We start from the raw sequence: 21,443 nt of genomic DNA, 5'->3' as shown, positions 1-21,443 counted from the left end.
GTTTTTGGGGGGATACGATGAAAAAGAAAAAATGGTGGACAATGGGAAGACGAGAAAGTCTCCAAGGGTATATTTTCATTGCCCCTTGGATCATCGGCTTCCTTGCATTCACATTAGGTCCGCTGGCGTTCTCTTTGTACGCAAGCTTCACCGATTACAATATCACTTCCCGCATGAACTTTGTGGGTTTACAGAATTATGATCAGTTATTTACCGGGGATGACCTTTTTTGGACATCCCTTTATAACACGTTGTACTTTGTTATTTTCTCTGTTCCGCTGACAACCATGGGGGCTATCTTCATCTCGATGCTGATGAATCAGAACCTGCCAGGTATGCGGATTTTCCGCACAATCTTCTATCTCCCGGCCGTTTTATCCGGTGTTGGCGTCTACTTGCTTTGGATGCAGCTCCTGGATCCCGGAACAGGCCTTGTTAACACCGTTCTTTCCTGGTTCGGTATCAATGGGCCGAATTGGCTGTTCGATCCCGATTGGACGAAACCGTCTCTTATCTTCATGAAGCTATGGAGTGTCGGCGGCAGCATGCTGCTTTATCTTGCGAGTATGCAAGGTATCAGCAAAAATTTGTACGAAGCAGCAGATATCGATGGGGCTGGATCGTGGAAAAAGTTTGTACATATCACGTTACCATTGATTACCCCGGTCATTTTCTTCGATATCATCACTAGTACGATCGGCAGCTTCCAAATCTTCCAAGAAGCATATGTTATGAGTCAGAATGGCTCTGGAGGACCGGCAAGCTCCATGCTGTTCTATAACCTTTATATGTGGATCAAAGCATTCCAATCGTTCGATATGGGATACGCCATGGCAATGTCATGGATCCTGTTCGTTGTCGTCCTCATCATTACAATCATAAACCTGAAGCTTGCACCAAAATGGGTGCATTACGAGGGGGATGATAAGTGATGGATATTGCAGAAAGAAAGCAGCTTGCCAAAAAACGAGAACGAAGGAAGCCAGTTTTAAACAATAACCTGCTGCGATCGTTGAATTGGGTCCTGCTCGTAGTCGGCAGTCTCTTCCTGTTATCACCAATATGGTGGATGATCAGTACCTCTCTCAAACCGATGGAGGAAATCATGCAGTTTCCGCCTACCCTGCTGCCGCAGGAATGGCATTGGGAGAATTATGTACATACGTGGCAGTCCGCTCCGTTCACGACGTATGCTGTGAACACAATTACCATCACACTTATTTGTGTGGCAGCCAACGTATTTGTGAATGCTTTTATAGCGTATGGATTTGCCAAGATTCCATTCCCGGGCAAGAATATCCTATTCACGATCGTCCTATCGACGATGATGATTCCCGGTTTTGTAACGCTCATTCCGCAGTATGTCCTGTTCGCCAAACTGGAATGGCTGAATACGTACTATCCGCTCGTCGTTCCTGCTCTGTTCGGCAGTGCGTTCAATATCTTCCTGCTTCGTCAATTCTTCCGGACGATTCCGAACGAAATGATTGAAGCAGCAAAAATGGAAGGCGCGAACCACTTCTATATCTGGAGAAAGATTGCCCTGCCTCTTGTGAAGCCTGCCTTGGCAACAGTGGCCATCTTCTCCTTTAACGGCGCATGGAATGATTTCCTCGGTCCTTTGCTATATGTAAACGATGAAAATCTTTATACACTGCAAATAGGATTGCAAGTATTCAAAGAGCAGGCGAGTACACAATGGAATTACTTGATGGCAGGTTCCTTGCTTGTATTGCTGCCTGTGATCATCTTGTTCTTCGTTTTCCAGAAGTACTTTATCAAAGGAGCGAATATTACAGGGTCAAGCAGCTTCGACAAATAGAAAAAGCTGAGAGCAACATGCTCTCAGCTTTTTTATTGCATATATTTCTCTAGAATCGCCCTTGCCAAGTCATCATACGCATCTCCGAGCGGATGGTTTTCTTGATATACCGCTGGTGCAAAGACTCCTTCTTCCTTGTATGGCTGTGCCAAAGGCAAGCGTCCGATCACTTCTGTATCAAGTGCATCTGCAAGCTTGTCACCGCCGCCTTGACCGAAGACATATTCTTTCTCACCAGTAGCCTGAACCTCATAGTACGCCATGTTTTCTACAACACCAAGGATTTCATGCTCTGTGCGAATCGCCATTTGACCAGCACGCGCAGCTACGAAAGCAGCATTAGGATGCGGTGTTGTAACGATGATTTCCTTGGAGGATGGCAGCATTGTATGAATGTCTAAAGCCACATCACCTGTTCCTGGCGGAAGGTCGACAAGCAAATAATCGAGATCATCGCCCCATTGTACTTCTTTGAAGAAGCTTGTCAGCATTTTACCTAGCATTGGTCCGCGCCAGATGACTGGTCCGTTATCTTCCACGAAGAAGCCCATCGAGATGATCTTCACGCCAAAACGTTCCACTGGTGTGATTTTGTCATCGACAACTTCCGGCCGTTTCTCGATACCCATCATTTCCGGAACACTGAAGCCATATATATCTGCATCGATGATACCAACTTTGAAGCCAATGCGCGCAAGAGCTACTGCCAAATTGACTGTAACCGTAGATTTACCAACACCGCCTTTACCGCTGGCGATATTGATGAATTTCGTCTTTGTATCTTTGTCCAGCAAAGATTTTTGCTGCTTACCGGAGGATTGTGACTGGCTGTAGCGTTCCACAATTTCCTGCGGAAGCTGGTCAAAGCGTAATCCTACAGTTGCAGCTCCTGCATTTTTCAGGACATTGACAATCTCTTGCTGTAGCTGCATCTGTTCTGCTGTATTCGTCTTGCCAACCAAAATTTTCACGCTGACATGCCGTTTCTCTTCCTTGATCCGGATGTCCGCGATAGCGCCAGTTTCTCCTAGCGTCGTATGTAGAAAAGGATCTTCGATATCATTCAGAAGCTCCCGTACTTTTTCTTCTGTTACCATGTGAACGCCCCCTACCTAGCTTGTTCCGGAAAACGTTTTCCAGATTGCTTTTACCGCTAGTATAACACATTCTTAAGACAGCTAGGCAAGCGGCGCTCGGTCATTCATCTTCCGGCATCTTCTCGGTTGTATAACGGAGGATACCCTCATAAATACTGAATGCCATCTGATCCTGATAAGGGGCATCCTTCAAGAGCTCCAGCTCCCTCGGATTTGACATGAATCCGATTTCGACAAGCGCTCCCGTCGATTCCGTGTGCTTCAGCAAATACATCGTATTCAATGCCAGCGGCACCCTCGTCGTATTTTCCAGATTACGTTTGATTTCATCCTGGATGAACGTTGCCAATGCTTTACTGCCTGGGTTATCTTCATTGAAGAATGTCTGGGCTCCAGACCATTTGGAAGAAAGCAATGCGTTCGTATGAATGCTTATATAAAAGTCTGCTTCCTTTTCTTCTATAAAGGCTACCCGATTCCGAATATCCTCTGATTTCCGGCGGGAAAGTCCTTTTGTATCCTCATCCGCCAGATCCACATCCTCTTCCCGTGTCAGATAGACGAGTGCACCTGCCTGCTGCAAATAGTCCCGCAGCATTTTTGAGACTGCCAATGTAATTCCCGCTTCCTGCGTACCATCTGAACCTTCCGCTCCGCCGTCAACACCGCCATGTCCCGGGTCGATGACAATCGTCTTGCCAGCCAACGGCAAGGACCAGGAATGGGATGATTCCTCTGTCGTGACAATCTTCGGTACGTAGTAAGCGAGCAGCATGATAAACAGCGCAGCTGCTATGGCTCCTGCAATCCATCTTCTAGTCATTCGTGCTTCCTCCCATACCGCGCATTTGTACACTATATGGGACAACCATTCCGGATATACGCTCTTCTTTGGAATTTATCCAGGCACTGGTATAATGAAGCTAGTAATATGATTGAAGCTAGAAACACGATTAAAAATAGCTATACAAAGTATGACAGAAAAGGACGTACAAAATGAATTTCGATAATCAGACGAAACGCTTATATTTGAATGTTGGTATTTATGTTGTGCTGGGCGGAATAAGCGCACTGCTTTATTTGCTTCATGACAATCTAATCATTATTGGCATCTGCTTACTCGTCAGCTACTTGATCAGCTACGGTATCTCCAACACTCTTTTTCCTCGCAGCAAAGATACCTTCTACCCGAAGGATGAAAGGAAGTAATTACGTTGGCCAACTATATCATGGACTTACGTGAAACAGTCGGAACCCGACCGCTTGTCATGGCTGGTGCCGGTGTCATTGTTCGGAATGAATTCGGCCAGCTGCTCTTACAGCTCAGAGCGGATACAAAGGATTGGGGACTTCCAGGTGGCGCTTTGGAGCTCGGAGAATCACTGGAAGACACAGCCAGACGAGAGCTTTTTGAGGAAACTGGACTGCATGCAGAACGTTTCAGCTTCCTGCGTATGTGTTCAGGACCTGAGTTCTACGCCAAGTATCCAAATGGTGATGAGGTGTATAATGTCATCTCTGTTTATGAGGCTTACGACGTTTCAGGGGAATTTACTATGCTTGATGGGGAAAGCCTGGATTTGCGGTATTTCCCTCTAGATGACCTGCCCGAACTCAACCACATCACCCAGAAGATGCTTTCTGGCCTACTTATTCCATAAAGGGGCACGATTATGACTAGAAAAACCTGGATGTACCTATTTATCATGCTAGCCGGCTTATCCATTGGCATCTACAATAACTTCACGAACACAGGAACGTTGATGCTCGTGATTCTGCTTAGTGCCGTGGCCGTAATTATGATCTTTTTTAACATCAGTGTATGGCTCAAAAACCGGCGACAAAAAAAACAATAGGAGTGTTTGCCGAAATGAACCAAATCAATTTGATTTGCTTAGGTGTGAACGACATGCAAGCGTCACTTGCTTTCTATCGCGATGGCCTGGATTTCGAGACAAGCGTAAAAGAAAACTCACCGAATATCGTCTTCTTCAACAACAGAGGAACGAAGCTGGAACTGTTTCCGCTTGATGCATTACGCAAGGATATCAATGCGGATGTTCCTCCGGAAACAGGCACCGGTTTTCCCGGCTTCACACTCGCTTATAATGCCAGGACGGCACAGGAAGTCGATTATGTAATAGAGAAAGCGGCACGAGCTGGTGCCACGATCGTAAAACAGCCGCAGCGTGTCGATTGGGGTGGCTACAGCGGTTATTTCACTGACCCTAATGGCTATTACTGGGAAGTAGCGTTCAGCGAGCATTGGAAGTTTGACGAAAACAATATGCTGATCATTGATTAAATAAAAAGCCAGAAGCATGTGCGCTTCTGGCTTTTTATTGTGGTTCAACGTGGACATTTACCCAATAGACGCCGTGCTCCCGCTTCAGCGTCTTTTCGACTGTTGTTGCTACATCATGGGCTTGCCGGATGTCCAGCGTGGAATTGACCAAAATCTCTGTATCAACGATGGCATTATTGCCATAGCTTCTTGCTTTCATTGTCTTTATGCCTTTTACACCTTTGATCTTCATAATCGTCTCCGTATATGAAACCATAAGTGTTTCGTCAAAACCATCGGTCAGCTGATGAGAAGAAGAAGTGAAGATCTCCCATGCCGTCTTACAGATGATCAAGCCGACAATGATTGCTGCCAGTGGATCCAGCCAAGGCAACCCTAGCTGTGAGCCGATGATACCTACTACTGTTCCTACACTGACAAGCGCATCTGATAGATTATCCTTTGCTGCAGCTTTGACAGATTGACTGTTTATTTTTGAACCTAGCCGCATATTATATCTGTACACGAAGAACATGACAATCGCCCCGAATACGCCTGTCCAGGCTGCCATCATATCTGGTGCCTCGTTAGAACCATCAAACACATTCAGCACAGCTGTATACAGCACTTGGAGACCGACTGTCATCATGATGAAGGAGGCAATAAGGCTTGCCACTGTTTCTGCTTTCCAATGTCCGTACGGATGATCCGCATCGGGTGGCTTTCTCGCCAGCTTCAGTCCGATCAACACAGCAACAGAAGCCACGATATCCGTAGCATTATTCAAACCGTCCGCCCTTAAAGCAGCCGATCCACTTAAAAATCCAACAATCAGTTTCAAACAGGACAAGACAAGATAAGCACCGATACTAATATAGACTCCGCGCTCTCCCATCTTCAGTTCCTTGTATTTTTCATTTTCCAACGCCTCGTCAGCCCTTTCATTCCAGTTCCATCATCATATCAGTCTGGCATCGGGTGGGTCTACAGCAACGTTTTTTCTAGCTGCCACATGAATAGCCGATAACTAATAGTTTTTCCCTGAGCAAAAGCGCAGATAATTCACAAAAGGGGAGCTAATCAAACGATTGATCAAAAATGCAATGGCACCATCCGCCCATAGGTGCATAACCTAAGAGGAGGAAGGAGCGATGATCAGTGAATAACGATACTGTCATTATCGAAGAGGAAAGATATGAGTTCATCGCCACGGTGATATCTTATATAGGCCTAATCCTGTCCCTGATCGGAGCAACAATTGCTCTTTACATTTCTTATACTTCTTATAAAAGATCTGTACAGAACGCTGGAAGCGGTCAAGGATATGGCGCCGTAACAGCTGCTGTTATTGCCTAAGCATGAAGCAGCCTTTTGTTTACTACAATGTAAACGAAGGCTCTTTTTATTAGAGTCTCGAAGACAAGCCTAAGGAGGATGAAGTATGAAAGAAGATTTGGAACAGCGCATCCGTCTGCTCGAGCTGGAAGTGGAAAAAATGAAAGAGGAAAACAAACACCCCAGGCACAGCTGGATATGGGCTTTCGTTCCCATACTAGCATTGCTTATCCCGATAGCTGCCATCCTTCGCGATACATTCAATTAAAAAAGCCAACTTATTTGGGCTGCTGTCCCGCGCCTTCCGCTCTTGCCCGTCATACACTGGCACAGAAAGGAAGGTGTTTTACATGCAAGAAGAAAATCAAACTCTGATACCTTATCAAGCTGACGAGCAAGTTCCATATTCTTACCCAGTTTATACGGACGAATACCGACGACGCCCAGGATCTGGCTTTGGCGGAATTGGTCGTCCCGGTTTCGGTTTTGGTCGTCCTGGCTACGGTTATGGTTATGGCTACGGCGCACCATTTCTTGGCGGTGTCGTAGGCGGACTGATCGGCAGCAGCTTGCTTTATCCGCCTTATTATAACCGGCCTCGGCCTTACCCATACCCTTACTATCCTTATCCATACTATCCGTACTATAACTATCCTTACTATGGTTACGGTTACGGATATTAATATACGAAGAGGGATAATAATCCCTCTTTTTGTTATGTTTTCTTCAGGTATATTAAGCTGATGCCGGACGGATACATCGACGGGGTTGCTCTTGCTGTATTGCTAGATGATAATGTTAATAACGTAGCGTATTAAGTACAGACGAATGAAAGAAAGTTAATTTAAAAGGTAAAAAAGGAGGAACGAGATGACGAAACAATACAACCAAGTTAGAGAATTCCATAAGGCATTCGATCATTTACAAAATGACAAACCAACTCCTATGAGTAAAGAGATCGCATTACATCGTGCAGTATGGTCAGGTGAGGAATTAATGGAATTTCTATATGCCACTGTGGGTGGAGATCTCACTGAGTTTGAAAAACTTTATGAACAATTCCTAGCAGGGTTAGAGAAAGCCAAAACCAAGATGCGTGAAGAGCAAAAGCCAGTAGATGACGTTCTTGTTGCTCAAGCAGATGCACTGATTGATGAGGCCTATTTTAACAATGGTTCGTTTGCTATTCTAGGCGTTGAGCCTGAACCACTGTTTGATAGTGTACATGAAGCTAATATGGGCAAGCTGCATAATGGTGTTGCTAAGTATCGTGAAAGTGATGGAAAAATACTCAAACCGGAAAACTGGGAAAGAGATTATGCTCCCGAAAAAAGATTGAAGGCTGAAATTGAGCGTCAAGCGACTACATAACAAAATGCAAAGAAGGCATACCTCAATTGGTATGCCTTCTTTCAGTAACTTTCCCTTTTACGGCTCATTTTCACAAATGCTGCAATCAGCATCAATGCAGCTGGTACGAAGAAGTATAATAGCACGCCGTAGATACCGACTGCAGCTGCCACAATAAGGAGAACTCCAGCAAGAACTGGTTTTTTATTGAGCAAGACTGCGGCAATAATTCCGAGGATACCCGCAGCAATTCCAAGTAAGCCAAAATTGCCGACTGTGTACGTATTTTCAATTAAGGTAAAGAACATAGCTAGAAGTGAGGCAATGATACCGAATATGCCTCCTACTGTTGCAACTGTTTTCATAGAACAAAACTCCCTTCATTGCTGCAATAATTCTTTTATCTCTATATCACCCCAGCGGGAAGCTAAACATTTGGACACCAAAAAAGGAATATATCACTAGTTGTGATTACTCCTTCTTCTCCATCATATTCGCCAAAAAGGCCGGATCATCCGAAAAAATGCCATCCACTTCGTAATGAAGCATCTCCTCTGTCCACTCTCTTTCGTCTCCCCGGTAATAAGCATGGATTTCGAGATCATGATGCTGAATCAGATTTACTATTGATTCTTCTAATATGCCGGCATATATACCAACGCCAATTGCTGTCCCTCTTATTTCCTGAAGATCTTTCCCATCCAGCTGCTCCACGTCTTGCTTATTCAGCAGCTGAATAAGCGTAAGCTCCGCATCGAGTTCATGTAATGTACGAATGCTGTCTTTGCTGAACGACTGCAGGATGACTTGATCCTTCGGGACAGCATACTGCTTTAGCAATTGCAGGACTTGCTCCTCCATGACGAGCTTTCCCTTATCATCTTCGCGTGTTTCAATATAATATTGCACCTCACTGCCATACCGTATAAGAATCTCTTCTAGTGTCGGTACCGTCTGTCCTTCTCCGGTATCAAGTACTTTTATCTCTTTCAAAGTTAGCTCCTCGACCAATCCCTTTCCGTTTGTTGTTCGATCAACCGTGTCATCATGCATCGCAACCAATTCGCCATCCGCCGTTTTGCGCAAATCAATTTCGATATAATCCGCTCCATCCTCCATTGCCTGATCATATGAAGAGAACGTATGCTCAGGTTCAACAGCAGACGCTCCGCGATGGGCAATAACCAATGGGCTATATTCGGAATCATAGGCAGCTTCTGTGTGGGTCAATGAACAGCCTGATAGCAACAGCACACATACCAATAAAAAAACAATAGATTGTCTCATACTGTTAATCTAAAAGAGCATGGTATAGAATACCATGCAGCTAGTGTTAAGAATGAAAGCAAACGCGGATTGCACTTTACATTGTCTTTATATTTGGATGATATCGCACTATGCCATCAGAATTAAGGAGTAATCATTACCTATCTTCATAACAGAATGGATTACTCAAGCCTTTACTTCATAATGCAGTTCCACAAACTGATTGAATGTTCTTGTTCTTTTTAAAGTAAATTCTGTTTGAATATGACCCTCCTTGAATAAAGGTATACCATTGCCAATAACCACAGGTGCAATAGTAAGTATCATTTCATCTATCAGTTGCTCTTCAATGAACGAAGACAACAGCTCTCCGCCGCCGACTATCCAGATATTCCTGCCATCTTGTTGTTTTAACTTATTCGTGAAATGCGCAATATCTCCCTGGACAAATTGTACGTGCTCAGTATCTTTGATATCTGAACGCGTAAAGACATAACACGCTTTATTTTGGTAGGGAAATTCTTCTATATTATCTATCACCCAATCATACGTCTTCTTTCCCATAATAACCGTATCAACTGTCTCGTAGAATTCCGAATAACCATTATCCCCCTCACCTTCTACAGCAAAGAGCCAATCCAATGAATCTTCCTTGGTTGCGATATACCCATCCAGACTTGCAGCAATAAATAGTATGAGATTACGTTTTTGCATTTGAATTTCTCCTTTCAGATAATATATCTTCCTGTAAGAGAGGAGCTTTTATATGTACACCATACACTAATAGCACAAATAAAAAGACTCCAATCAAGTGAGAGTCTTTTAAAGATTACTTAGTGCCCTATCCAATTCATAGTTACAAAGCTTTATTAAGTTATTCTACATTAATAATGACATTCCCTTTTTTATGTCCCTTCTCGACATAACGATGTGCTTCCACTATTTCTTCAAATTCATAAGACCTATCAATTACCACTTTCAATTTCCCTATCTCTATGAGTTCGCCGAGAAAATTTAGCGCTTCTGGTGTTTCAGGTGCGTTTCGACTTAGTATTAATTTTTTACCTGTTGTTAATATAGTCCATAACATCCGAACACTCGGCAGCGGCTCTGTGATATTTATATAAGTGCCATCCTTCTTTAACACTTTCATGCAATCTGTAAATGAGCTTTTGTTAACTGCTTCAAAGATAACATCATACAACTCATCTTTCTTAGAAAAGTCTTCGCTGGTATAATCTATTACCTTATCAGCTCCTAATGATTTTATCCCTTCCACATTTGACGTGCTGCAAACTCCTGTTACATTTGCTCCGAAATACTTGGCAATCTGGACTGCATAACTCCCCACACTCCCTGAAGCTCCATACACCAGTATTTTTTGGCCGCTCTGAATAGCTGCTTTTCTTAAAAAGTACAATGCTGTTCGTGCTCCTATTGGAATGGCAGCCGCTTCTTCATAAGAGATATTCGAAGGTTTGATAGATACAGGACCAGTTTCTGATAAACACTTATACTCGGCATAGGCACCGAAATCTTCCAGAGATTCCGCAAATACTTGGTCACCTTTCTTAAACCTTTTAACATCTTTCCCTACTGAAACAATCTCGCCAGCTAACTCAGCTCCCAGCACCTCTTTTTTGGGTTGTCTAAGACCAAGAGTTATACGGGCAGGCAGCCAAAAGACCGGTGGAACAGTAAAACTTCGTGCCCGAATATCTGCTGCTGTTACAGTTGTCGCTTTTACCTTTACTAATATTTCATGATCTTTTGGTACCGGCTTTGCTGTTTCTTTTAATTGAAGAACGTCTGCAGATCCGTACCTTGTGTAAACAATCGCTTTCATTTCCCACCTCTGCTTCGTGATATCCGTACTATGATACGAATACTACGGACAAATAGAACAGCAGGTTCAATAATTCAGTACTTTTCTTACATATCCGTCCAGCAGAAGATTTATGAACACAAAAAAGACCCCCAACCAATCGGTTGAGAGTCTTTAGTGAGTGCCTCAAAATTAACGTTTTGAGAACTGTGGAGCGCGACGTGCACCTTTAAGACCGTATTTTTTACGTTCTTTCATACGTGCGTCACGAGTTAGGAAGCCAGCTTTTTTAAGTGTACCGCGGTATTCTGGGTCTGCTTCAAGAAGCGCACGAGAGATACCGTGACGGATAGCACCTGCTTGTCCTGTGAATCCACCACCCTGTACAGTTACAAGAACGTCGTAGTTGCCAGCAGTTTCTGTTGCAACTAGAGGTTGGTTGATGATTGTACGAAGTGTTTCGTATGGGAAGTAATCTTCCGCACTACGGTTGTTTACTGTTACTTGACCTGTGCCTGGTACTAGACGTACGCGGGCAGTAGAGCTTTTACGGCGACCGGTGCCGTAGTATTGTACTTGTGCCACTATCGTTTACCTCCTTTTTAATTAACCGCGAAGTGTATAAGCTTCTGGTTGTTGTGCTTGGTGTTTGTGCTCAGCGCCACGATATACGTGAAGCTTTTTAATCATTTTACGTGCAAGTGGTCCCTTAGGAAGCATGCCTTTGATAGCAAGCTCAAGCATTTGCTCAGGGTATTTTGTACGCATTTCGTCAGCTGTACGCTGTTTCAAACCACCTGGGTGGTTAGAGTGACGGTAGTAGATCTTGTCAGCAAGTTTGTTACCAGTAAGTTCGATTTTCTCAGCGTTGATGATGATTACGTTATCACCAGTGTCGGCATGTGGAGTGTAAGTTGGTTTGTGCTTACCGCGTAGGATAGCAGCAACTTCACTTGCAAGACGACCAAGAGTTTGGCCTTCTGCATCCACAACAAGCCATTTGCGTTCGATATTGCTTTCGTTCGCCATGAATGTTGTACGCATGTCATTTCCTCCATTTTTTCGATTGAATCGTTCATTTATTATTCTACACAATTAGTCTTCCGGGGCTAATCGTGGTATAGAAATAAAATGCCATAAACCATAGTATATCATCATAGACCCTCATGTCAAGGGCATGTAACACCCGAATGCGTTGTTTTGCAAAAAAGTTTTCAGTAGTCCACTTTCCAGAGGCAAAGTCCGCTCGCAGCAGCGGTTTTACTCGCCAGCTGCCGGTCCTTCGACTCTAGTATTCTAGCCATGTCTTCCGGCTCTTTGCGGCCATTCCCGATGTCGATAAGTGTGCCAGCAAGTATACGCACCATATTATACAGGAAGCCGCTTCCCGTGAAGGTAAACACAAGCATATCGTCCTGCTTTTCACATACAGCTTCATAGACGGTACGGATCTTGTCTCCTTTGACTCCTGTCCTCGCAGAACAAAAAGCGCTGAAGTCATGGGTTCCCACGATTGCTGTGATAGCTTGCTGCATTCTATCCAACTCTAGCTGATAAGGAACATGTTGCACGTAATGACGCTTGAACACGTCCTGTTCCGGCGCATTATGGACAAAGTACTTATACTGCTTCCGTTTCACACTGTAGCGTGCATGGAAATCCTCTTCTGCTTGTGTTATATCTGTTATCCGCACATCATCCGGCAGCAAGGTATTGAGCGCCTTGCGCCAATTGTAATCTCCCATGCGAAGCTCGGTATCGAAATGGATCACCTGCCCTCTGGCATGCACACCTGCGTCTGTACGGCCAGATGCTTGGATCCTGATCTGCTGTCCCTTATGGATCTTCGTAAGTGCCTTCTCCAGCTCACCTTGGACCGTGCGGTTTTTCTCCTGCACCTGGAAGCCGGAAAAATGCGTGCCGTCATAGCTGACAGTCGCCTTCATACGTTGCGTCATCTTTGTAACTCCTAACTATAGTCTCTCGTTATCAAGGCAGCAGCCACCACTACAATGAAGATGACGAGTGCTGCAACATCCCGCTTCATCACGCGCAGCTCCCGAAGCTTCGTACGTCCTTCCCCGCCGCGATAGCCTCTTGCTTCCATGGCCATAGCAAGCTCCTCTGCCCGTTTAAAGGCACTGACAAACAAAGGCACCAGCAATGGAATTACAGCCCGCACACGCTCCCTGAATGGCCCTGTACGGAAATCCACGCCCCTGGAAGCTTGAGCGTTGGAAATCTTCTCGGTCTCCTGAAGCAAAGTAGGGATAAAACGCAAGGAGATGGACATCATCAGTGCTAGTTCATGAACTGGGAACTTGAATCGGCGCAGAGGACCAAGCAAGGACTCGACACCGTCAGTAATCTCGATCGGCGTTGTCGTCAACGTCAGCAGAGATGTCAAAAGGATGAGCAAAAAGAAACGCAGTGAGATAATGGCTCCTTGTTCCAGTGCTCCGCTATAAATCGGCAATCCGAATACGTTCACCAATACTGTGCCTTCCTTTGTAACGAATAAGTGCAGGATAAACGTAAAGATAATCAAAAACCATACCGGTGTCAGCCCTTTGGCGATAAAACGCCATGGAACCTTCGTCAGAAGTGTACCTCCGACTGCAAATACTGTGAACAGTGCATAACTGACGACATTATTGGCAAAGAAAATGAAAATCACATAAAAGAAGATGATCAGCATCTTTATCCTCGGATCCATCCGGTGGACAATACTATTGGTCGGAACATACTGACCGACAATCAGCAGATTGTTCATTTCTTATCACCTGCCAAATCCGCCAGCCGCTCAGCGAGCCTGTCCATATTCTCTCCCTCAAAGGCGAGCGGTTTGCCGAAACGTTCGGATGCCTTCTGAAGAAACTGGAATATCTCCGGTACATCAAGCTGCACCTGCTGGAGAGCTTGCCGATTTTGAAATACTTCTACAGGAGACCCTTCCATATACTTTTCCCCTTTATCGAGTACAAGCATATGATCAGCATACGTCAGCGCATCCTCCATACTATGTGTTACCAATATCGTTGTAAGCTGCTGTTCTTTATGCAGCCGGTAAAACATATCCATGATCTCCCGCTGCCCGCGTGGATCCAATCCTGCTGTAGGCTCATCCAGAACCAACACACGAGGCCGCACAGCAAGCACACCTGCAATCGCAACACGACGCATCTGCCCGCCGCTTAGCTCAAATGGAGATCGGCTTAGTAAGGATAGATCCAACCCTACAGCTGCTGCACTTTCCTTTACACGCTTTGAGATCTCATTCTCAGCTACTCCGAAGTTCCTCGGGCCGAAGGCGATATCCTTCTCTACTGTTTCTTCAAATAGCTGGTGCTCTGGGTATTGGAACACAATGCCTACTTGTTTACGAAGTTCTTTTGCTTGCTTAGGTTTTTTCTTTGGCTCCAGTGTATGCTCACCAATCTGTACGCTTCCGCTGGTAGGTCTCACTAGTCCGTTCAAATGCTGTAACAGAGTGGATTTACCGCTGCCGGTATGTCCGACAATAGCCGTGAAGCTCCCTCCTGGCAAATGGAAGGATAAATCCTTTAGCGCTTTATGCTCAAACGGGGAGTTTGCCTGATACGTGTAGTCTACTTGTCTGAATGTAATGTCCATAATGCATCTAACAACTCCTCGTGATCAATCGGCTGCTCGCTTACGATAATACCTTGTCTTTCCAAAGCATGAGCAAGCTGCGTAACAAAAGGCACGTCCAAACCGATTTGCTGCAGTTCCGTCTCTCTTTTCACTAATTCCCTTGGTACAGTAGTCGTCCATATTTCTCCGTCATTCATGACCAACACCCGATGCGCCTGCATCACTTCATTCAAATCATGGGTGATAGTAATCAGACCAAGCTGCTGTTCTGCTTGAACACGATGAACAGTATCAAGGATTTCCTTCCTGCCGAGTGGGTCCAGCATCGCTGTTGCCTCATCCAGGATAATGACGCTTGGAGAGATAGCCAGGACACCTGCTATAGCCACCCGCTGCTTCTGTCCGCCTGACAGACGGTAGGGTTCGTGCAGCAGGTAATCCTGCATACGCACTTGTTCCAAAGAAGAAGTGATCCGATTCATCATTTCAGAACGGGGCACCCCGCGGTTCTCCAAACCGAATGCTACATCATCACGAACAGTCGTACCGACGAATTGATTATCTGGGTTTTGGAAAACCATACCGACCTGGCGTCGTATCTCCCATATATTCTCCTCATTAAGCGGTATACCATTGATAATGATCTCCCCCTCCGTCGGAAACAGCAGCCCGTTCATCAGCTTGGCAATCGTTGACTTGCCTGAACCATTATGACCGATGATTGCCAGCCATTCCCCAGCCTCCACTTGAAAACTGACATTGCGAAGTACATAGGGCTGCTCTTCCTCGTAGCGGAAAGAAACATTCTTGAATTCAATCGCGTGCATGCTTTCGTGCTCCTTCGTCATTACCCGACTATTTCCGGGGAAATACTAAACGTGTTTGTCCGTTCCTGTCATTTCTATAGCTAGTATAAAGAATCCCGACAAAAAAGAAAAGCAAGCGCTAATGTCGGCGCTTGCTTTATCTGCTAAAGAAAAAGGGCCGGAATACACCTCGTGGTAGAGATTTTCCTGCCCTTGTTTATTACCTTATACTAGTTCAATGATTGCCATAGCGGCACCGTCACCACGACGCTGTCCAAGTTTCAACACGCGTGTGTAACCTCCTTGACGTTCTTCATAACGTCCGGCGATATCGCTGAATAGTTTTTGTACTGCATCTTGGTTCTCGTCCGCTTTAGTTCCGTACAAGAAAGAAGCAGCTTGACGACGAGCGTGAAGATCTCCACGTTTGCCAAGAGTGATCATTTTTTCTACTACAGAACGAAGCTCCTTAGCTTTCGCCTCCGTTGTTTCCAATCTTTCGTGAACGATAAGATCAGTTGCAAGGTTACGCAAAAGCGCCATACGAGCATCCGTAGTACGTCCTAACTTTCTAGCCATAGGTTATCCCTCCCTTTCCTGGTGTCAAATGCTCCGCTAAGCGGGATCAGTCTTCTTTACGAAGACCAAGTCCTAAATCGATTAGTTTCTTTTTAACTTCTTCTAATGATTTACGTCCTAGGTTACGCACTTTCATCATGTCTTCTTCAGATTTATTAGCAAGTTCTTGTACCGTGTTGATTCCAGCACGTTTCAGACAGTTGTATGAACGAACAGACAAGTCCAATTCTTCAATAGTCATCTCAAGAACTTTCTCTTTTTGGTCTTCTTCTTTTTCAACCATGATTTCGGCATTTTGCGCTTCATCAGTAAGACCTACGAAGATATTCAAATGCTCCGTATAGATCTTTGCACCAAGAGAAACTGCCTCTTCAGGTCGGATACTGCCGTCAGTGAATACATCCAACGTCAGTTTGTCGAAGTTAGCCAACTGGCCAACACGCGTGTTTTCCACTTGATACGTCACTTTTGAAACTGGCGTAAAGATGGAGTCAATTGGAATGACACCAATCGGCTGATCTTCATGGTTATTCTGATCAGCTGGACGGTAGCCGCGGCCGCGTTCTGCCGTAAGCTTCATATGCAAGTGAGCATTCTTGCCCAGTGTTGCGATATGAAGGTCCGGATTCAGTACTTCTACATCGCTATCGAAAGTGATGTCAGCAGCAGTTACTTTCCCTTCACCTTGTACATCGATCTCTAATGTTTTTTCTTCATCAGAGTAGATTTTGAGAGCCAGTTTCTTCAAGTTCAAAATGATGGTTGTCACGTCTTCTACTACGCCTTCAATCGTAGAGAATTCATGGAGCACTCCATCAATTTGAATGGAAGTTACAGCAGCGCCAGGAAGTGAGGATAATAGGATACGACGCAAGGAGTTTCCTAGTGTAGTACCATATCCACGCTCAAGCGGTTCTACAACGAACTTTCCAAATGTAGCATCATCGCTGATCTCAACCGTTTCAATCTTTGGTTTTTCAATTTCGATCATTATAAAGCCCTCCTTTAAAACGTCGAAACCCCGGTTAGAATTACTCCTAACCGAAATTCCCCATATTGCGGTTCCCGTTTCTGCATCTTGACGATACGTTTCTTACTGTATGACCTGATCGCTTTTAAGCTATCATAACCCATTATAGACAGGGATACAAATTCTATACAGCAAGCAGGAAAAACTTATACGCGACGACGTTTTGGCGGACGGCAGCCGTTATGCGGAACTGGAGTGACGTCACGGATCGCAGTTACTTCAAGACCAGCAGTCTGAAGGGAACGGATCGCAGCTTCACGGCCAGCACCAGGGCCTTTAACAGTTACTTCCAAAGTCTTCATGCCGTTTTCGACAGCACCTTTAGCAGCAGCTTCTGCAGCCATTTGAGAAGCGAATGGAGTAGATTTACGGGAACCTTTGAAACCAAGGGAACCTGAGCTGCTCCAGCTGATTACGTTACCTTGAACATCAGTAATCGTAACGATTGTGTTGTTGAAAGTAGAACGGATGTGAGCAATACCAGTTTCGATATTCTTTTTCACACGACGTTTACGAGTTTGTTGTTTACGAGCCATGTTTGTTTACCTCCTTACTTATTTTTTCTTGTTAGCGATTGTACGGCGTGGGCCTTTACGAGTACGAGAGTTGTTCTTCGTTTTCTGACCACGAACCGGCAATCCACGACGGTGGCGAAGACCACGATAAGAACCGATCTCAATCAGACGCTTGATGTTAAGAGATACTTCACGACGAAGATCCCCTTCAGTAGTGTAGCTGTCAATTGCCTGACGGATTCTGGATAGTTCGTCTTCTGTAAGATCACGAACACGTGTATCTTCAGAAACACCAGCTTCTTTTAGTACCTTTTGCGCTGTAGTTTTTCCAATTCCATAGATGTATGTTAGGGAAATAACAACGCGTTTGTCACGCGGAATATCAATACCTGCTATACGTGCCATTAGCTACGTGCACCTCCTTGTATTATCCTTGTTTTTGCTTATGCTTAGGATTTTCACAGATTACCATTACTTTGCCTTTACGACGAATGACTTTACATTTTTCGCAAATAGGCTTTACAGATGGTCTTACCTTCATCATCTATTCCTCCTTTAGTATCGGAGCTAGTCAAATTATTTATAACGGTACGTAATACGTCCTTTAGTTAAGTCATAAGGGGAAAGCTCTACCGTTACTTTATCTCCAGGAAGAATTCGAATGAAGTGCATACGAATTTTACCGGAAACATGTGCTAAAACGGTGTGGCCATTCTCTAACTCTACCTTAAATTGCGCATTAGGCAATGTATCGGTGACAGTTCCTTCTACTTCAATTGCATCATCTTTCGCCATCGGTCTATCTCCCTTCTTCAAATCTCTTCACGGTATGATTGACATAAGTAGATATCGCAAATCGCAGTTTACCATTGGTTACGCGACCAGCTTCTAGAAGGCTACGTCGGACTTCCGGTGATACATACGGCAGTGGATCCACATGACGCAAAGCTTTGCGCTTCGGTGAATCGAACTTTCGTTTGTCTCCGTCGGCAAGCAACACAAAACGACTGTCAATTTTTCGAATGACAATCGCAAGCTGGCCTGCTTCTCGCCCATATACGATACGAACAACCTGACCGATTAGTGGACTTGCATCCGTTTCGCTCAAACATGATCACCTTCATCATAGCTTATATCGAAGCTGTGCGTAAGTTAGCATTATATGCTGCAAACAAGGAGCATATTCTACCACTTTTCTGCCTGAATGTCCAGGTTAGAAAAGCTGCATGTTAGGGAATCTATATTAAGTCCACAAATTGAGTCACAATTTGTTTCATGATTGTTCATATTCAGCCTTGTCAATTAGCGTCAGGATATCAGTAAGGCACGGTTCCGATGATGGAAGCTTGAACGAATTGCAAAACCGCAAATCGTTTCAACTCTACCACGAGGTCTATTATACTCTATCAAGGGATAGAATGCATCCTTACGCTATTAGGAGCCCAAAGTGCAATTCCACCCGTACTAAGAGAGTATAGTTTGCACACCTGTATCAGCGAAGATTTTTCAAGCGCTGATCGATGTCGTGGAAGACCTGATCGATTGCTTGGTCACCGTTCACTGTTACAAGATAGCCCTTATCGTTGTAGAAGTCCAATATCGGTTTTTGCTGCTCGATATTGACTTCCAAACGTTTTTTCACCGTTTCCGGCTTATCGTCGTCTCGCTGGATCAGCCCAGTGCCATCCTTGTCACATACCCCTTCTTCTTTCGGAGGGTTATAGACTGTATGATACGTAGTGCCGCATGTCGGACAAACCCATCTGCCAGATAAACGCTCCACCAAATTCTCCTGCGGAACCTCTACATGTAAGACGTAATCTACATTAGCATTCAAATCGTCCAGCAATGCGTCAAGCGCTTCTGCCTGAGCAAGCGTACGAGGAAAACCGTCAAGTAAAAATCCGTTGTTGGTGTCATCCTTGCCTAAACGGTCACGGACTATACCAATTGTTACTTCATCCGGAACTAGTTTCCCCTGGTCCATGAAAGCTTTCGCTTCACGGCCAAGCTCCGTTCCTTCTTTTATTGCAGCTCGGAACATATCTCCTGTTGAGATATGAGGGATGCTATATTTATCTACAATCTTCTCTGCCTGCGTACCTTTACCGGCACCCGGCAGACCCATAAGAATTAAATTCAACGAAATTCCCCTCGCTCTCGTCTGTTTGTAGACTGTTCTCTATTTCATGAAGCCTCGGTAATGACGCTTCACTAACTGGCTTTCTAGCTGTTTCATCGTCTGCAACGCTACCCCTACCACGATCAGCAGGCTCGTTCCTCCGATTTGGACAGAAGTCGGCAAGTTGGCAATAGAGCCTAGGATTATAGGCAATACAGCTACAGCAGCCAAGAAGAGAGACCCAACGAAGGTTAAACGATACATCACACTGGTGAGGTACGTTTCCGTGCTTTTCCCTGGGCGAATACCCGGGATGTAGCCACCTTGCTTGTTTAAGTTCTCTGCCATTTGTTCCGGGTTAACCTGAACGAATGTATAGAAATAACTAAATGCAAGAATCAGGACTACATAGATTACCATCCCAATTGGTTGCGTATAATCGAATACGTTCTCGATCGTAGTTGCTACATTTCCTTCAAAGAAACTCGCGATTGTACGCGGAGCATAGATAAAGGAAACTGCGAAAATAACAGGGATTACTCCAGCAGCGTTTACTTTAATCGGTAAGTGGGTGGACTGGCCGCCTACTTGGGAACGACTTGTAGTACGCTTCGAATACTGGATTGGAATTTTACGAAGTGCCTGCGTGATATAAATCACACCAACAATTACGGCAATGATCACGATAGCGATAATTGCAACGATCACGACATTAAGGAATAGATCATCACCAGGATTGCTGAAGTACTGTTCCCAAAGCTGGTTTAAACCATTCGGAATTGCAGCAGCGATACCGGCGAAGATAATAATGGAAATACCATTACCTACACCATGAGCTGTGATCTGTTCTCCTAACCACATCAAGAATGCTGTTCCTGCAGTCAATACGATTGTAATGACAGCGAACTTATAAAAACTTGGATCGGAAATGAGCATACCGCCGGATAACTGGTTGAATCCGATGGACATACCTACCGCCTGTATTAACGCTAGCACGATAGTGGCGTAACGCGTCACTTGTGCCAACTTACGACGTCCCATCTCTCCTTGCTTTTTCCACTCACTGAATGTCGGTACGACATCCATTTGCAGAAGCTGCATGATGATCGAGGCAGTGATGTACGGCATGATACCCATCGCAAGGATGGAGAAGTTCTGCAATGCACCGCCGCCAAATGTATTCAAGAACCCGAATACGTTCTGCTGGTTCATAAAATCGATCGCGGAACGATCGGTAAATGGAACAGGAATGAACGTACCGATTCTGAAGATGATCAACATAAGCAATGTAAAGATGATTTTATTTCGTATATCTTTTACACGCATAAAATTGGAGATTGTACGAAACATTAGATCACCTCTGTTTGACCGCCCGCTGCCTCAATAGCTTCTTTAGCAGAAGCAGAGAACTTGTGAGCTTTAACAGTAAGTTTCTTTTCGATGTTCCCGTTTCCTAGAACTTTAATACCGGCTCTCAATTTGCTTACAACTCCGCTTTCAAGTAGAAGCTCTGGAGTTACCTCTGTGCCCTCTTCAAAACGGTTAAGGGTTTCAAGGTTTACAATTGAGTACTCAGTACGGTGGATGTTTGTGAATCCACGTTTAGGAAGACGTTGGAATAGTGGCATTTGGCCACCTTCGAAACCTAGACGTACACCGCCGCCAGAACGTGCGTTTTGTCCTTTATGTCCACGGCCGGATGTTTTACCGTTACCTGAAGACATACCGCGACCTACACGATTGCGAGTTTTACGTGTTCCTTCTGCTGACTTCAATTCATGAAGTTTCATAATGGCA

33 protein-coding genes are annotated in these 21,443 nt (G+C 44.7%); 10 read left to right on the top strand and 23 right to left on the bottom strand.

Annotation, left to right across the window (positions count from 1 at the left end; translation table 11 throughout):
- Positions 1-17: 17 nt before the first annotated feature.
- Both ACH6C1_RS18750 and ACH6C1_RS18745 read left to right on the top strand, forming a co-directional pair.
- Positions 18-932, top strand: a complete 915-nt coding sequence (locus tag ACH6C1_RS18750) for a carbohydrate ABC transporter permease (RefSeq protein WP_095224670.1) — start codon at positions 18-20, stop codon at positions 930-932.
- Positions 932-1,822, top strand: a complete 891-nt coding sequence (locus tag ACH6C1_RS18745; protein ID WP_374079801.1) for a carbohydrate ABC transporter permease — start codon at positions 932-934, stop codon at positions 1,820-1,822. Before ACH6C1_RS18750 ends, ACH6C1_RS18745 begins: the two co-directional genes overlap by 1 nt.
- A 32-nt stretch (positions 1,823-1,854) precedes the next feature.
- Here ACH6C1_RS18745 and ACH6C1_RS18740 read toward each other — a convergent pair whose 3' ends face one another.
- Positions 1,855-2,919, bottom strand: coding sequence for an Mrp/NBP35 family ATP-binding protein (locus tag ACH6C1_RS18740; protein WP_374079786.1), 1,065 nt, complete (start codon positions 2,917-2,919; stop codon positions 1,855-1,857).
- Positions 2,920-3,019: 100 nt separating this feature from the next.
- Entirely contained in the window at positions 3,020-3,742 is a 723-nt protein-coding gene (gene cwlD / locus ACH6C1_RS18735) for an N-acetylmuramoyl-L-alanine amidase CwlD (protein ID WP_374079784.1), read from the bottom strand.
- 173 nt (positions 3,743-3,915) lie between these two features.
- Here cwlD and ACH6C1_RS18730 point away from each other — a divergent pair, with 173 nt between their 5' ends.
- From ACH6C1_RS18730 to ACH6C1_RS18715, 4 genes are read left to right on the top strand one after another with little or no spacing between them, the layout of a single operon-like run.
- The gene (locus ACH6C1_RS18730; RefSeq protein WP_095224666.1) at positions 3,916-4,128 is read left to right on the top strand and encodes a hypothetical protein; all 213 of its coding nucleotides are present in this window, start codon (positions 3,916-3,918) and stop codon (positions 4,126-4,128) included.
- Positions 4,129-4,148: 20 nt separating this feature from the next.
- On the top strand, positions 4,149-4,580 hold the full coding sequence (locus tag ACH6C1_RS18725) for an NUDIX hydrolase (RefSeq protein WP_374079798.1): 432 nt from the start codon (positions 4,149-4,151) through the stop codon (positions 4,578-4,580).
- 12 nt (positions 4,581-4,592) lie between these two features.
- Positions 4,593-4,775 (top strand): hypothetical protein, encoded by a 183-nt coding sequence (locus tag ACH6C1_RS18720; protein ID WP_374079781.1) that lies wholly within the window; start codon positions 4,593-4,595, stop codon positions 4,773-4,775.
- A gap of 14 nt (positions 4,776-4,789) precedes the next feature.
- Positions 4,790-5,224 (top strand): VOC family protein, encoded by a 435-nt coding sequence (locus ACH6C1_RS18715; RefSeq protein WP_374079779.1) that lies wholly within the window; start codon positions 4,790-4,792, stop codon positions 5,222-5,224.
- A gap of 34 nt (positions 5,225-5,258) precedes the next feature.
- Here the strand turns inward: ACH6C1_RS18715 and ACH6C1_RS18710 are convergent, their stop codons facing one another.
- Positions 5,259-6,128 carry a cation diffusion facilitator family transporter gene (locus tag ACH6C1_RS18710; protein ID WP_095224663.1) on the bottom strand — a complete coding sequence of 290 codons (870 nt, stop codon included), beginning with the start codon at positions 6,126-6,128 and terminating at the stop codon, positions 5,259-5,261.
- Between the two features lie 233 nt (positions 6,129-6,361).
- Between ACH6C1_RS18710 and ACH6C1_RS18705 the strand changes: the two genes are divergently transcribed.
- From ACH6C1_RS18705 to ACH6C1_RS18690, 4 genes are all read left to right on the top strand, one after another.
- On the top strand, positions 6,362-6,559 hold the full coding sequence (locus ACH6C1_RS18705) for a hypothetical protein (protein ID WP_374079776.1): 198 nt from the start codon (positions 6,362-6,364) through the stop codon (positions 6,557-6,559).
- 85 nt (positions 6,560-6,644) lie between these two features.
- Positions 6,645-6,806 (top strand): hypothetical protein, encoded by a 162-nt coding sequence (locus tag ACH6C1_RS18700; protein WP_366248457.1) that lies wholly within the window; start codon positions 6,645-6,647, stop codon positions 6,804-6,806.
- 82 nt (positions 6,807-6,888) lie between these two features.
- Complete coding sequence (locus ACH6C1_RS18695; RefSeq protein WP_374079773.1) at positions 6,889-7,221, top strand: hypothetical protein; 333 nt, start codon at positions 6,889-6,891, stop codon at positions 7,219-7,221.
- Between the two features lie 187 nt (positions 7,222-7,408).
- Entirely contained in the window at positions 7,409-7,909 is a 501-nt protein-coding gene (locus ACH6C1_RS18690) for a pyrophosphohydrolase domain-containing protein (RefSeq protein ID WP_374079771.1), read from the top strand.
- A gap of 41 nt (positions 7,910-7,950) precedes the next feature.
- On the opposite strand, the gene ACH6C1_RS18685 is transcribed toward ACH6C1_RS18690, so the two are convergent.
- From ACH6C1_RS18685 to rplO, 20 genes are all read right to left on the bottom strand, one after another.
- Positions 7,951-8,253: a hypothetical protein gene (locus ACH6C1_RS18685; protein WP_374079768.1), complete on the bottom strand. Its 303-nt coding sequence runs from the start codon at positions 8,251-8,253 to the stop codon at positions 7,951-7,953.
- A gap of 106 nt (positions 8,254-8,359) precedes the next feature.
- Positions 8,360-9,118 carry a glycerophosphodiester phosphodiesterase family protein gene (locus ACH6C1_RS18680; RefSeq protein ID WP_374079765.1) on the bottom strand — a complete coding sequence of 253 codons (759 nt, stop codon included), beginning with the start codon at positions 9,116-9,118 and terminating at the stop codon, positions 8,360-8,362.
- 222 nt (positions 9,119-9,340) lie between these two features.
- Entirely contained in the window at positions 9,341-9,868 is a 528-nt protein-coding gene (locus ACH6C1_RS18675) for a dihydrofolate reductase family protein (RefSeq protein ID WP_374079763.1), read from the bottom strand.
- Positions 9,869-10,028: 160 nt separating this feature from the next.
- Entirely contained in the window at positions 10,029-11,000 is a 972-nt protein-coding gene (locus tag ACH6C1_RS18670; protein ID WP_374079762.1) for an NAD(P)-dependent alcohol dehydrogenase, read from the bottom strand.
- A 171-nt stretch (positions 11,001-11,171) separates the two neighbouring features.
- Entirely contained in the window at positions 11,172-11,564 is a 393-nt protein-coding gene (rpsI, locus tag ACH6C1_RS18665; RefSeq protein ID WP_038565267.1) for a 30S ribosomal protein S9, read from the bottom strand.
- Positions 11,565-11,585: 21 nt separating this feature from the next.
- Positions 11,586-12,023 (bottom strand): 50S ribosomal protein L13, encoded by a 438-nt coding sequence (gene rplM / locus ACH6C1_RS18660; RefSeq protein ID WP_095220661.1) that lies wholly within the window; start codon positions 12,021-12,023, stop codon positions 11,586-11,588.
- A 170-nt stretch (positions 12,024-12,193) separates the two neighbouring features.
- Positions 12,194-12,937 (bottom strand): tRNA pseudouridine(38-40) synthase TruA, encoded by a 744-nt coding sequence (truA, locus tag ACH6C1_RS18655; protein ID WP_374079759.1) that lies wholly within the window; start codon positions 12,935-12,937, stop codon positions 12,194-12,196.
- An 11-nt stretch (positions 12,938-12,948) separates the two neighbouring features.
- Positions 12,949-13,752, bottom strand: coding sequence for an energy-coupling factor transporter transmembrane component T family protein (locus ACH6C1_RS18650; protein ID WP_374079757.1), 804 nt, complete (start codon positions 13,750-13,752; stop codon positions 12,949-12,951).
- Entirely contained in the window at positions 13,749-14,612 is an 864-nt protein-coding gene (locus tag ACH6C1_RS18645) for an energy-coupling factor ABC transporter ATP-binding protein (protein WP_095224654.1), read from the bottom strand. The genes ACH6C1_RS18650 and ACH6C1_RS18645 overlap by 4 nt, the downstream gene beginning before the upstream one ends.
- Positions 14,588-15,421, bottom strand: a complete 834-nt coding sequence (locus tag ACH6C1_RS18640; RefSeq protein WP_374079754.1) for an energy-coupling factor ABC transporter ATP-binding protein — start codon at positions 15,419-15,421, stop codon at positions 14,588-14,590. The genes ACH6C1_RS18645 and ACH6C1_RS18640 overlap by 25 nt, the downstream gene beginning before the upstream one ends.
- A gap of 204 nt (positions 15,422-15,625) precedes the next feature.
- A complete protein-coding gene (gene rplQ, locus ACH6C1_RS18635; RefSeq protein WP_077304172.1) occupies positions 15,626-15,979 on the bottom strand; it encodes a 50S ribosomal protein L17 in 354 nt (117 codons plus the stop codon).
- 46 nt (positions 15,980-16,025) lie between these two features.
- Positions 16,026-16,970, bottom strand: coding sequence for a DNA-directed RNA polymerase subunit alpha (locus ACH6C1_RS18630; RefSeq protein WP_038565251.1), 945 nt, complete (start codon positions 16,968-16,970; stop codon positions 16,026-16,028).
- A 185-nt stretch (positions 16,971-17,155) separates the two neighbouring features.
- Entirely contained in the window at positions 17,156-17,545 is a 390-nt protein-coding gene (rpsK, locus tag ACH6C1_RS18625; RefSeq protein ID WP_095224652.1) for a 30S ribosomal protein S11, read from the bottom strand.
- Positions 17,546-17,563: 18 nt separating this feature from the next.
- Positions 17,564-17,929, bottom strand: a complete 366-nt coding sequence (gene rpsM, locus ACH6C1_RS18620; protein ID WP_095224651.1) for a 30S ribosomal protein S13 — start codon at positions 17,927-17,929, stop codon at positions 17,564-17,566.
- A gap of 22 nt (positions 17,930-17,951) precedes the next feature.
- Positions 17,952-18,065 (bottom strand): 50S ribosomal protein L36, encoded by a 114-nt coding sequence (gene rpmJ / locus ACH6C1_RS18615; RefSeq protein WP_003156543.1) that lies wholly within the window; start codon positions 18,063-18,065, stop codon positions 17,952-17,954.
- 35 nt (positions 18,066-18,100) lie between these two features.
- Positions 18,101-18,319 carry a translation initiation factor IF-1 gene (gene infA, locus ACH6C1_RS18610; protein ID WP_038565240.1) on the bottom strand — a complete coding sequence of 73 codons (219 nt, stop codon included), beginning with the start codon at positions 18,317-18,319 and terminating at the stop codon, positions 18,101-18,103.
- A gap of 4 nt (positions 18,320-18,323) precedes the next feature.
- Positions 18,324-18,632 (bottom strand): KOW domain-containing RNA-binding protein, encoded by a 309-nt coding sequence (locus ACH6C1_RS18605; protein WP_095224650.1) that lies wholly within the window; start codon positions 18,630-18,632, stop codon positions 18,324-18,326.
- Between the two features lie 384 nt (positions 18,633-19,016).
- The gene (locus ACH6C1_RS18600) at positions 19,017-19,667 is read right to left on the bottom strand and encodes an adenylate kinase (RefSeq protein ID WP_095224649.1); all 651 of its coding nucleotides are present in this window, start codon (positions 19,665-19,667) and stop codon (positions 19,017-19,019) included.
- 39 nt (positions 19,668-19,706) lie between these two features.
- Complete coding sequence (gene secY, locus ACH6C1_RS18595; RefSeq protein ID WP_095224648.1) at positions 19,707-20,996, bottom strand: preprotein translocase subunit SecY; 1,290 nt, start codon at positions 20,994-20,996, stop codon at positions 19,707-19,709.
- Entirely contained in the window at positions 20,996-21,436 is a 441-nt protein-coding gene (rplO, locus tag ACH6C1_RS18590; RefSeq protein ID WP_038565232.1) for a 50S ribosomal protein L15, read from the bottom strand. The genes secY and rplO overlap by 1 nt, the downstream gene beginning before the upstream one ends.
- Positions 21,437-21,443: the final 7 nt, after the last annotated feature.

The organism is Terribacillus sp. JSM ZJ617 (genome assembly GCF_044383785.1).
In the GTDB taxonomy this organism is placed as follows: domain Bacteria; phylum Bacillota; class Bacilli; order Bacillales; family Amphibacillaceae; genus Terribacillus.
Note: the sequence above shows the minus strand (reverse complement) of the source record. Positions and strands in the feature narration are given on the sequence as shown.